This window comes from Nonlabens sp. SCSIO 43208 (genome assembly GCF_050703575.1).
GTDB classification, from domain to species: Bacteria; Bacteroidota; Bacteroidia; order Flavobacteriales; family Flavobacteriaceae; genus Nonlabens; species Nonlabens tegetincola.
In genome coordinates, this window is sequence record NZ_CP065365.1 from 1,472,454 (window position 1) to 1,484,439 (window position 11,986).

12 protein-coding genes are annotated in these 11,986 nt (G+C 35.9%); 9 read left to right on the forward strand and 3 right to left on the reverse strand.

What is annotated here, in order from left to right; translation table 11 throughout:
* Window positions 1-51: 51 nt before the first annotated feature.
* The gene (gene lpdA, locus I5168_RS06695; RefSeq protein ID WP_431471290.1) at window positions 52-1,443 is read right to left on the reverse strand and encodes a dihydrolipoyl dehydrogenase; all 1,392 of its coding nucleotides are present in this window, start codon (window positions 1,441-1,443) and stop codon (window positions 52-54) included.
* Window positions 1,444-1,518: 75 nt separating this feature from the next.
* Between lpdA and I5168_RS06700 the strand changes: the two genes are divergently transcribed.
* Window positions 1,519-2,562: a quinone-dependent dihydroorotate dehydrogenase gene (locus tag I5168_RS06700; RefSeq protein ID WP_431471291.1), complete on the forward strand. Its 1,044-nt coding sequence runs from the start codon at window positions 1,519-1,521 to the stop codon at window positions 2,560-2,562.
* Complete coding sequence (locus I5168_RS06705; protein WP_431471292.1) at window positions 2,562-3,179, forward strand: LysE family translocator; 618 nt, start codon at window positions 2,562-2,564, stop codon at window positions 3,177-3,179. The genes I5168_RS06700 and I5168_RS06705 overlap by 1 nt, the downstream gene beginning before the upstream one ends.
* 43 nt (window positions 3,180-3,222) lie before the next feature.
* Here I5168_RS06705 and I5168_RS06710 read toward each other — a convergent pair whose 3' ends face one another.
* Window positions 3,223-4,377, reverse strand: a complete 1,155-nt coding sequence (locus I5168_RS06710) for an NAD(P)/FAD-dependent oxidoreductase (protein ID WP_431471293.1) — start codon at window positions 4,375-4,377, stop codon at window positions 3,223-3,225.
* Window positions 4,378-4,496: 119 nt separating this feature from the next.
* On the opposite strand from I5168_RS06710, the gene I5168_RS06715 reads away from it, so the two are divergent.
* Together I5168_RS06715 and I5168_RS06720 are read left to right on the forward strand one after the other, a co-directional pair.
* Window positions 4,497-5,360: a hydroxymethylglutaryl-CoA lyase gene (locus tag I5168_RS06715; protein ID WP_042277593.1), complete on the forward strand. Its 864-nt coding sequence runs from the start codon at window positions 4,497-4,499 to the stop codon at window positions 5,358-5,360.
* A gap of 100 nt (window positions 5,361-5,460) precedes the next feature.
* Entirely contained in the window at window positions 5,461-6,987 is a 1,527-nt protein-coding gene (locus I5168_RS06720; protein WP_431471294.1) for a GH3 family domain-containing protein, read from the forward strand.
* On the opposite strand, the gene I5168_RS06725 is transcribed toward I5168_RS06720, so the two are convergent.
* Window positions 6,980-7,570, reverse strand: coding sequence for a hypothetical protein (locus tag I5168_RS06725; protein WP_431471295.1), 591 nt, complete (start codon window positions 7,568-7,570; stop codon window positions 6,980-6,982). The two genes, I5168_RS06720 and I5168_RS06725, sit on opposite strands and share 8 nt — an antisense overlap.
* Before the next feature lie 150 nt (window positions 7,571-7,720).
* Here I5168_RS06725 and I5168_RS06730 point away from each other — a divergent pair, with 150 nt between their 5' ends.
* The 5 genes from I5168_RS06730 (at window position 7,721) to paaD (ending at window position 11,984) form a co-directional block, all read left to right on the forward strand.
* The gene (locus tag I5168_RS06730) at window positions 7,721-8,797 is read left to right on the forward strand and encodes a 2Fe-2S iron-sulfur cluster-binding protein (protein WP_431472758.1); all 1,077 of its coding nucleotides are present in this window, start codon (window positions 7,721-7,723) and stop codon (window positions 8,795-8,797) included.
* A gap of 102 nt (window positions 8,798-8,899) precedes the next feature.
* On the forward strand, window positions 8,900-9,856 hold the full coding sequence (gene paaA / locus I5168_RS06735; protein WP_042277602.1) for a 1,2-phenylacetyl-CoA epoxidase subunit PaaA: 957 nt from the start codon (window positions 8,900-8,902) through the stop codon (window positions 9,854-9,856).
* Between the two features lie 18 nt (window positions 9,857-9,874).
* Window positions 9,875-10,159, forward strand: a complete 285-nt coding sequence (gene paaB, locus I5168_RS06740) for a 1,2-phenylacetyl-CoA epoxidase subunit PaaB (protein ID WP_042277605.1) — start codon at window positions 9,875-9,877, stop codon at window positions 10,157-10,159.
* 243 nt (window positions 10,160-10,402) lie between these two features.
* Window positions 10,403-11,203 (forward strand): 1,2-phenylacetyl-CoA epoxidase subunit PaaC, encoded by an 801-nt coding sequence (paaC, locus tag I5168_RS06745; protein WP_105019512.1) that lies wholly within the window; start codon window positions 10,403-10,405, stop codon window positions 11,201-11,203.
* Between the two features lie 244 nt (window positions 11,204-11,447).
* Window positions 11,448-11,984 (forward strand): 1,2-phenylacetyl-CoA epoxidase subunit PaaD, encoded by a 537-nt coding sequence (gene paaD, locus I5168_RS06750; protein WP_105019511.1) that lies wholly within the window; start codon window positions 11,448-11,450, stop codon window positions 11,982-11,984.
* Window positions 11,985-11,986: the final 2 nt, after the last annotated feature.

An 11,986-nucleotide genomic window follows, 5' to 3' on the forward strand; every position in this document is an offset into this window, starting at 1 on the left:
TTCTATAAATAAGGACAAGGATTCTTTGTTAATTGTATAATTAATAAGGTCTTACAGGTGAATTACTTCATCATAAGCATCTGCTACGGCTTCCATCACAGCTTCACTCATAGTTGGGTGTGGATGAACTGCCTTTAAAATTTCATGACCAGTAGTTTCTAATTTACGTGCAACAACAGCCTCTGCAATCATATCTGTAACTCCAGCGCCTATCATGTGACAACCTAACCACTCTCCATACTTAGCATCAAATATTACTTTTACAAAACCATCGCTTGCGCCACTAGCTTTTGCTTTACCACTTGCGCTGAAAGGAAATTTACCTACCTTAAGCTCATAACCAGCTTCTTTAGCTTGTGCTTCAGTCATACCTACACTGGCAATTTCTGGAGTAGAATAGGTACAACCAGGTATGTTACCATAATCTAATGGTTCCACATGCATACCAGCAATTTTTTCAACACATAAGATTCCTTCTGCACTAGCAACGTGTGCAAGTGCTGGTCCAGCGGTAATGTCACCTATTGCATAGTATCCAGGAATATTAGTTTGGTAGTATTTGTTAACCAGTACCTTACCACGATCAGTAGAAATACCAACCTCTTCTAATCCTATATTTTTAAGGTTAGTTTCGATTCCTACGGCACTCAATACGATATCTGCTTCTAGAACCTCTTCACCTTTTTTAGTTTTAACGGTAGCTTTTACACCATCACCACTAGTATCTACTTTTGTTACTTCACTTGAAGTCATGACTTTAATTCCAGACTTCTTAAAGCTGCGTTCCATTTGTTTAGATACATCTATATCCTCTACAGGAACAATACGATCTAGGTATTCTACAATGGTAACCTCAGTTCCCATTGCGTTATAGAAATAAGCAAATTCAACACCTATAGCACCAGATCCAACTACGATTAACTTTTTAGGTTGTTCCTTTAAAGTCATAGCCTCACGGTATCCTATCACTTTTTTACCATCTTGTGGAAGCGATGGAAGAACTCTAGACTTAGCTCCAGTAGCTACAATTACGTGATTTCCTTCTATGGTTTGGGTAGAACCATCCTCGGCTTTTACCTCAACTTTTTTACCTTTTTTAAGTGTTCCATAACCCATGATGACATCGATTTTATTCTTTTTCATCAAGAATTGAACACCTTTACTCATGCCATTTGCAACGTCGCGAGAGCGGTTTACAACAGCATCAAAATCTTTATCTACATTATCTGCTTTAAGACCATAATCTTCAGCATGTTTTAGGTAGTTAAAAACATCGGCACTTTTAATAAGTGCTTTAGTAGGAATACAACCCCAGTTTAAACAAACTCCACCTAGAGATTCTTTCTCTACTATGGCAGTTTTCATACCTAGTTGTGAAGCACGTATAGCTGTTACATATCCGCCTGGTCCACTTCCCAAAACGATTACATCATATTTACTCATGTCGATCTTTTTTTTAGAGTCACAAAAATATGCAATAAAGCAATACAGATTGTAAATTTGCCCAACCTTATTCCTATGTATAAAACTATAATACGACCACTGCTTTTTAACTTTGATCCAGAGGCAGTACATCATTTTTCATTCAAAAGTGTTAAGTTATTAAACAAGTTGCCTGGATTTAGTTCGCTTTCGCGAAAGCGCTACCACAACAATCCAAAGTCATTAGAAAGAGAATTATTTGGAATCAAATTTCCAAATCCTGTTGGAATGGCTGCTGGATTTGACAAAGATGCCAAGGCTTTTAAAGAATTTTCAAACCTAGGATTTGGGTTTATTGAAATAGGAACGCTTACACCTAAACCACAAGACGGAAATCCCAAACAACGACTTTTTAGGCTTAAGAATGATGCAGCAATTATTAATAGAATGGGCTTTAATAATGGTGGTGTTGATGCTGCAGTTGAACGATTGAAGAAAAATCCAAGACCTGGTGAAAAAGGGCATGTGATTATCGGTGGAAATATTGGAAAAAACAAGATCACTCCTAATGAGGAAGCAGTCAATGATTACATTATTTGCTTTGAAAAACTATTTGAGTTTGTAGATTATTTTACTGTCAATGTGAGTTCACCAAATACACCAGGTTTACGTGAATTACAAGATCGCAAACCGTTGACTCATATTTTACAGACCCTACAAGATATTAATAATAAGAAGTCAGTACGTAAACCTATATTATTGAAAATAGCTCCAGATCTTACTGATGATCAATTGATGGATATTATAGGTATTGTAGAAGATACAAAGATTGATGGTGTGATTGCTACCAATACAACTATAGAGAGAAACAAATTAAAATCTGCAGAGAGCTTACAAAATGAAGTCGGTGGATTAAGCGGTGCGCCACTTACTAATCGCGCAACCCAAGTCATAAGTTTTTTACATTCAAAGAGTAATGGTGCTTTTCCCATTATAGGAGTAGGTGGTATTATGAGTGAAAAGGATGCTCTAGATAAACTTAATGCAGGAGCAAGTCTTGTACAGTTGTATACCGGTTTTATTTATGAAGGGCCTGGATTGATAAAAAGGATTAATAAGGCAATTATTGATCAAGGTTAATGATAGAATCTTTAGTTTCTTTTGCGCTTGCCACACTATTACTTGCGTTGAGTCCTGGGCCAGATAACATTTTTGTTCTAACACAGAGTGTTGCTCGTGGTAGTAAAATAGGAATTGCCATTGCAACTGGATTAATAACAGGTTGTATTGCTCATACTTCTTTAGTAGCTTTTGGGTTTGCGATTGTAATAAGGGATAATGAGTGGTTATTGTTAGGAATAAAAATAGCCGGTGCCATTTACTTGCTTTATCTTGCTTTTCAAGTATTCAAATCTGATCCATCTATCTCATTGCAGGATTCTCAAACTTCTCAAGGTAATTGGTGGGACATGTTCAAAGTAGGAGTAACTATGAATATTTTGAATCCCAAGGTAAGTTTGTTTTTTCTTGCTTTGCTACCACAGTTTGTAGTTCAAAATGACACTCCTGAATGGATTCAAATTTATATTTTGGGAATAATTTTTATGTTAGTTTCCTTAGTTGTTTTTTACAGTATTGCATTATTAGCAGGTCGGGCAGCTATATTTATAAAAAACTCCAACTGGTTTCCTTTTTTTATGAAATGGTTGCAAATAGTGGTGTTTGTAGGGATTGCTGTTTTAATACTAATACCTTAAGTTTTAATTGTTACATTATTACAAATTAAAAAAAAACTAAACATTAGAAACTGACCATGGACAACGCTTTTTCTTTCAATCTTTTCGTTACATTTTCTGGGTAAGTCTTAGTTCCAGCAAAAATACCTGCAACATAATCTGCAAATTCTTGACTATATTTATTAAGAACAATGTTCCTCAATTTAGGATGAGAGTAGAACCATTTGGCCAATTGTTGAGCGGTTTTTATTTGAGGTAATAAATCGTCATTCAAAAGCTCCAAATAACGTTCACCAGCACTTGTGATGTTGTTAGCGTTTTCAATGATGGATTGTGCAGCTAGATTACCACTTCTTATGGCATTTGAAATACCTTCGGCTGTTAATGGATCGGCAAAACCTGCCGCATCACCCGTGAGAAATACATTGTTTTTTACAAAACCATCTGTTCTTGGAGTTACAGGAACATTAAACCCATGCTTATCTATATGAGTTACTTCATTGATTCCTATGCGCTTCATGTAGTCCATACACAAGCTTTTCAAATCTGTTTTCTTTTTTTCAACACCAAAGGCGCCAACACCTACTGATAAATGATCTTTTTTTGGAAAGCTCCATCCGTAACCACTTTTAATGGCATCAATATCGAATCGAACGATGTCTTTGTGCTTTTTAAACTCTGCATCAGTTACGTAAACCTCGTATTCTAATGCAGGAGCAAGATGTCTAGTCTCATTTTTCCAGCCAGTCATCCTTGCAGTAGGACTGTAAACACCATCGGCCGCTATAATTGCTTCAACATTCCAGCTTCCTTTATCCGTAACAACTTGAATCATTTGATTATCATGATTGATCGCTGTCAATTTAGTCTCATCTTGTAATTGAACACCAGCTTCCTGAGCCTTTTTAGTAATTAAATGATCAAATGAATCTCTCATTATCATGGTTACCATAGGTTCTGTAGAGCTTGTTTTTATGGATTTACCATTCTTTAAGTAAATATCAATAGTGTCAAACTGCCTTTCAATAACGGATGAAATATCAAACGACATGGAGTTTAATCCTCTATATACCAGTCCGCCACCACAAACTTTGTAACGAGGTAGCTTTTGTTTTTCAATAAGAATGCATGAAACACCAGCTATTCCTAATTTATAAGCTGCACTTGCACCTGCTGGTCCTGCACCTATTACTGCTACTTGAAAGTCTACTGAACTCATAAGCTGAGAATTGATTGATTAGAAGTTTAAAATTCAAGTTTAAAAATAGATAATTAATCAAAAATCATTTACGCAATCGATTTCATAAAGCTGATCGAGCATCGTATCTTTACCGGTCGATGGAAAAGGTAAAACTTATTGAATGTCCTAGAGACGCCATGCAGGGAATAAAACCTTTTATTCCTACTGATAAAAAAATACAGTACATTCAATCACTGCTGCGTTGTGGCTTTGATACGATTGACTTTGGAAGCTTTGTTTCCCCAAGAGCAATTCCTCAAATGGTTGATACTGCTCAAGTTTTAGCAGGATTAGACTTAACTAAAACAGAAAGCAAATTACTCGCTATTGTTGCAAACGTAAGAGGAGCTCAAGATGCTTGTCAACATCCTGAAATTGATTATTTAGGATTTCCTTTTTCAATTTCTGAGAATTTTCAAATGCGTAATACGCATAAGACAATAGAGCAATCTGTTGAAACTCTCAAGGAAATTCTAAACATTGCTCATACTTCGGGAAAACAAGTTGTAGTTTATATTTCAATGGGATTTGGTAACCCTTATGGTGATCCATGGAATGTAGACATAGTAGGTGACTGGGCAGAGAAATTAGCAACAATGGGAGTTCAAATCCTTTCATTGTCCGACACCGTTGGTACCAGCGATCCATCCACTATAGATTATCTATTCTCAAATTTGATACCTATGTATCCGCATGTGGAGTTTGGTGCACATTTACATACTACTCCTACCACATGGCATGAAAAAGTCGATGCAGCCTTTAAAGCAGGATGTCGCAGGTTTGATGGTGCTATTCAAGGATTTGGTGGCTGTCCTATGGCCAAAGATGACCTTACAGGAAACATGCCTACAGAAAAAATGGTGAGTTACTTTAATAACGTAAAGGCGCACTCAAATGTAAACGCAATGTCATTTGAAAGTAGCTATAATGAGGCAACTAAGTTATTTTCCGTATTTCATTAAAGAGTTAAAGATACCTTTTACATTTTATAAGCATAGTTAAACACTATCTTAACGAGATGCTGGTTGTACGGGTCTTACCTTTACAATAAACCTTATTTATATGGCATTCTTAGGTCCTTTGATTAAGACAGCACTCAGTATTCATGAAAATTTGACCTCGGTTACAGACCATGTAAAATCACAGGAAAAGGTCCTGCGTAACATGCTCATCACAGCTCAGGATACTTCGTTTGGTATTTACTATGATTTTGATTCCATTTTAGAAAGTGATGATATTAGGCACGCTTTCGCGAAAGCGATACCTTTCTACGACTATGATAAAATGAACGATCGATGGTGGCAACAAATGAAACAAGGGAAACCCGATATTACATGGCCAGGTGTACCTAGTTTTTTAGCTAGATCAAGCGGTACAACTGGTAAAAAGTCAAAGATGATACCTGTAACTGATGAAATGATAACAGCCATTAAGGATGCTGGAACCTCACAGGTAAGCGCATTAAGTAATTTTAATTTAGATCCTTCAATTTTTGAAAAAGAGGTTCTCGCATTGGGAAGTTCTACTGATCTTGATCATAAAAATGGGTTTACTATAGGCGAGATTAGTGGAATATCGGCTAGTCAAATTCCAGAATTTTTGAGTTCCTTTTACAAGCCAGGAAAGGAAATTGCAAGTATAGATGATTGGGATGAACGGGTGCATCAAATTGCAATTCAATCTGAAAATTGGGATATTGGAATGTTAAGCGGTATACCATCCTGGATTGAAATAATGCTTAAAAGAGTGATGGAATATCACAAGGTTGATTCTATCCATGATGTGTGGCCTAACTTGTCTGTATATACCTCTGGTGGAGTTGCCTTTGAGCCGTATCGCAGCAGTTTTGAAAAACTGTTTTCTAAACCTGTTCAAATTGTAGATACTTATCTAGCTAGTGAAGGTTTTATAGCAAGTCAACAAAGACCAGAAACTGACGCCATGCAACTTGTTACTGATGGTGGCATTTATTTTGAATTTGTTCCTTTTAAACCTGAATATATAAATCCAGATGGGAGTATAGTTGAAGATGCTCCAGTTTTGCATTTAGGCGCAGTAGAGGAAAATGTGGATTATGCATTAATAATTTCAACGGTATCTGGTGCCTGGCGTTATTTAATAGGTGATACGATTAAATTTACTGATGTTGATCGCGCTGAAATTAAAATCACAGGAAGGACAAAGTTCTTTCTAAATGTAGTAGGTAGTCAATTATCTGTACTTAAAATGGAAACAGCGATAACGGATCTGCAAAACAAATTTGATACAGCAATCAAGGAGTTTACGGTTTGTGCCAAAAAAAATAAAGGTGAGTTTTATCACGTTTGGACGTTAGGGACAACCACTGAGGTAAGTGAGAAAGAGCTAGCATCACATCTTGATGATTTACTTCAAAAAGCAAATAAAAATTATAAAGTTGCAAGGTCTAAGGCCTTAAAGGGTGTGATAGTTCATAAAGTTGCACCAGAGATATTTTCAAAATGGAATGATTACAACAAGAAGAAAGGTGGTCAGGTAAAAATGGAAAAAGTTATGAAAGAAGAAACTTTTAAGGAATGGGAGCATTTTTGTAAATCGACCATTACTTAGGCGCAAGCTCTTCTCTAGTAGGTTTTTCACCAGTATCACCATATCTATTAATCAATTCTAAAATTTCCTCGGGAGATAGATAAAATTTACGCATGTGATTTTTATAAGTCTCAGATAAACTAGTGTGGTTTAAAATAAAATTCTTGGTTTTGATTATATGTTCTCCCATGCCATGTCTTACAGCATATTCATCGGCAGTGCGTTCTACTTCTTGAATGTGTGCGGATGAATACAAATATTTAATCCCAAAAATTAACATTCCTAAACTGCTCCTTTTACGATAATCCATCACATGACCTAATTCATGACCTAACCATCCTACAAGTGCATCATAAGGGATTTCATTCACAGTGAAAATTTCGTTTTCTACTCTAAACTCCTTACTTATTAGGATAATATAACTACGATGTTTTCTTCTTTTTAAAAAGCTTATCCATTTGGGTTGAGCTTGCATAAAATTTTTACGCACCATATTATTAAACTTAAATTCAATAGGTGTGTGATAAAGTTCAGGAAAATAACTAACAGCTTCATTTACTGCATCAATAATACTAGCTGGGGCCTTTATTTTAGAATATGACATATTTTCTAAATTAGTATTTAGTACAAAAAGTGTCGTGAAAATCAGGTTAAAATAATTGATTTCAATACAGAACAAGTCTAATTAAAACAGCATATTTGCATCACAAACTAACAAGTGTTAGTTTTGTTTCAAATCAACGACTTATTCAACGTGAATACATTTCATAACATAACATTATCTGAGGTCTATAAAGAAACTGATGATACGACGGTACTTGCTTTTGACGTACCCGAAGAACTTAAAAAAGAGTTTAATTATCGTCAGGGACAGTTTTTGACATTGCGAGCAACAATCGATGGCGAGGATGTTAGACGCAGTTACTCTTTATGCAGTAGTCCTCTTGATGATGAGTGGAAGGTAGCCGTGAAAGAAATTTATGAGGGTAAATTTTCAACTTTTGTAAATCGAAAGCTTAAAGCTGGTGACTCAATACAAGTAGCAGCGCCTAGCGGTGATTTTGGTATTGAATGTTACAGTGAGGCAGAAAGTAAGAATTATGTCGCTTTTGCTGCTGGTTCGGGTATTACACCTATGCTTAGTATAATTAAAACACATTTGAAAAAAGAACCACTCGCTAAGTTCAAATTGTTTTATTTGAATAGAACTGCTAGCTCAATCATTTTTAAGGAAGAAATAGAAGCTCTTAAAAATCAATATTTGAGCAGGTTTGAAGTGTTTTATTTTTTGAGTAGAGAGCACCGTGATATACCTTTATTTAACGGCCGCTTTGATAAGGAAAAGATGCAAACTCTTACTCAAACGTTGATTAATGCGCCGCATACTGATCATGCTTTTATTTGTGGACCTGAAGAGATGATTTTTCTAATTCGCGATGAATTAGTTGCTGCTGGGATGAAGGCTGAAAATGTTCATTACGAATTGTTTGTGAGTGGTTTAAGTGAAGAAGATAAAGCAAGAGCTGCAGCTGCCCTTGAACAAAAAGTGGATGGTGTTGAGGTCACAATTATTGATGGTAGTAAAGAATTTCATTTTGTATTAGGTGAGGATTATGATAATGTATTAGACGGAGCGATTGCAGCAGGAGCCGATCTTCCCTATGCTTGTAAAGGTGGTGTGTGTAGTACGTGTAAGTGCAAGGTTAAAGAAGGTAGTGTAGCTATGAAAGTTAATTATGCTCTTACTGAAGAAGAGGTCGCCAAAGGTTTGGTACTTAGTTGCGTAAGTGTTCCGACTAGTAAAAAATTAGTAGTTGATTATGATGTTTAATTTAATAAGTACCTATCTTTAATAGGAACTATTGATAAACCATTTAAGTTTAATCCACATTACAGTACCTTATAGGTAATGAAGTGATAATATCGAGAAATTATGAGTGAAGCAGAAATTAAAAGTTTAGAAGCACAGTTTGAGGCTAAAATCGCAAATGATGAAAAAATTGAGCCGAAAGACTGGATGCCAGAGAAGTATCGTAAAACTCACATACGTCAGATTTCACAACACGCACATTCTGAAATCGTGGGTATGTTACCCGAGGGAAATTGGATCACAAGAGCACCTTCACTTAGACGTAAGGCTGCGTTATTAGCCAAAGTTCAGGATGAGGCAGGTCATGGGTTGTATTTATATAGCGCTTGTGAAACCTTAGGAATTTCGAGAGAAGAATTATACAATCAATTACATACAGGAGCAGCCAAATACAGTTCTATTTTTAATTATCCTACTTTAACTTGGGCTGACATGGGAGCTATAGGTTGGTTAGTAGATGGTGCTGCTATCATCAATCAAGTGCCATTGTGTAGTACGTCTTACGGACCATATGCAAGAGCTATGGTGCGTGTTTGTAAGGAAGAAAGCTTCCACCAAAGACAAGGTTATGAGATTATGCTTTCGCTTTGTAACGGTACAGAAGAGCAAAAACAAATGGCTCAAGATGCATTAAATAGATGGTGGTGGCCATCCTTAATGATGCTTGGACCAGAAGATAAAGACAGTGTGCACACTGAACAATCCATGAAATGGAAGCTAAAGCGCAAAACTAATGATGAGCTTAGACAACAGTTCATTGATCAAACTGTTCCACAAGCCGATATTCTAGGACTTACTATACCAGATCCTGAATTAAAATGGAATGAAGATAAAGGAGGTTATGATTTTGGTCCAATAGATTGGGATGAGTTTTGGCAAGTAGTAAAGGGGCATGGACCAATGAATAAAAAAAGACTGGATGATCGCAGAAATGCTTGGGAAAAAGGAAAATGGGTGAGAGATGCTGCGATGGCATACGCTCAGAAACAAAACGAGCGTAAAAATAAGCAAGCTATCTAATCAAGAACTTAATATATTATGAGTAAAGAAATTCCATTATGGGAAGTATTCATTAGATCTAAAAATGGTCTAGAACACAGGCACTGTGGTAGTTTACATGCCGAGGATGCAGAAATGGCACTCAATAATGCTCGAGATGTGTATACACGTAGAAATGAAGGTGTGAGTATTTGGGTGGTAGAAAGTAAACATATCACTGCAAGCAATCCACAAGATAGTGGAGAGTTGTTTGAGCCTGCTGCAGATAAGGTGTACAGGCATCCTACTTTTTATGAGTTGCCTGACGAGTTGAAACATATGTAATATGCTAATACTATAAGAGATGTTTGGGGAAAATTGGACATATTAGTTCAGAAAGGAAATGGAAATAAGAATGTTAATTTTCACTTCATCTTAAATGAGAATTACGATTAGATATTCTTATAGTTATTAAAATATATAACTCTTTTGATATGGCATCTTTTAAATTAGTAATGACGCCATTAATTGAGATTAAGATAAAATAAGTCTATACCTAAAACTAGACTTTAATTACAACTAGCGAAAATGAAACCGATAAGAGAATTAAACCCACAATTCCTAGAGTCCAAGGAAAATAAACAACACCTGATAGACTATCTTTTAGGTGTTGCCGATAATTATTTAATCTTAGCTCAACGACTAGGTGAACTATGTGGTCATGGACCTAATCTAGAACCTGATATCGCTATTACAAACATTTCGCTCGATCTTTTAGGTCAAGTTCGCAGTTTTTATCAGTATATATCTCAAATAAAAGGTGACGGAAGTACCGAGGACGATATTGCCTTTTTAAGAAAAGAGCGTGAGTATAGAAGTGTATTACTGGTACAACAACCTAATACAGATTTTGCCTATGTAATTGCAAGACAGTTTTTCTTTGACGTTTTTAATAAAATGTTCTTGAATGCCTTGCAACAAAGCGCCGATGAAACACTGAGAGCACTAGCATTTAAGGGAATTAAAGAGGCGAGTTATCACGAACGTTTCTCAGGAGATTGGTTAAAGAGATTAGGTGATGGAACAGAAGAAAGTCATGATAAAGCTCAAAAAGCGGTTAATGATCTTTGGGTGTTTACGGACGAACTTTTTCAAGTAAATGAATCTGATTCAGCAATGATTGATGCTGGCGTAGCTCCAGATATGCTACAATTAAGAGAGTACTATTATGAAAAAGTAGAAAACTTGCTAACAGAGGCAACCCTGGAAGTTCCAGAAGTACCTTACTTTCAAAAAGGAGGGAAAAACGGACTTCACAGTGAGTACATGGGATACATCCTTGCAGAAATGCAATATATGCAGCGTACCTACCCGAATAGCAAATGGTAGTATTGAGTGAATCCTCTACAGTAAGTTATAACGGCGGTTAAAAACTTTTTTGATAGCACTTTCGTTTTAAATTACTGGCAGTGAGACTTTTAAAATAAAGAGTATTTAAAAATTTAATTGTTTTACTAGTACTTAGTTTTATGTGAGCGTTCAAATATTGAGTTTAACCCATTTTTAAATTGAAGCAAAGATTATTTTCAATGTATTGGCTAACTAAAGAAATAAAATATTTACAGACATAGAGATGAGTAGTGATTCTAAAACAAATTCTTATGAATTAAATTCTGAACAATTTTTGGATTTACCCAAAGATGTTTTAGATATTTTAGAGTCTGTTTCTGATCCAGAGATTCCAGTCTTGAGTGTTATTGATTTAGGTGTAATCAGAAGTGTGCAATTGGATGAAGATCATGTAACCATTCAACTTACACCTACATATAGTGGATGTCCGGCAATGGATGTTATAGGAGATGATTTAGATCGCGCTTTCGCGAAAGCGGGCTACACAACCACCATACAACTTATCATGTCGCCACCATGGACAACCGATTGGATTACAGAACGTGGTCGTAAAGCTATGGAAGAATATGGTATAGCTGCTCCTCTAGAACCAACTGCCGATAAGGATGTTCTACTTAATAATAAAAAGTTGGTCAAATGCACCAACTGTGGTTCTACTAATACAAAACTAGTCAGTCAATTTGGTTCAACAGCTTGTAAAGCAATGTTTCAATGTGATGATTGTCTAGAGCCCTTTGACTATTTCAAGTGTTTGAAGTAAGA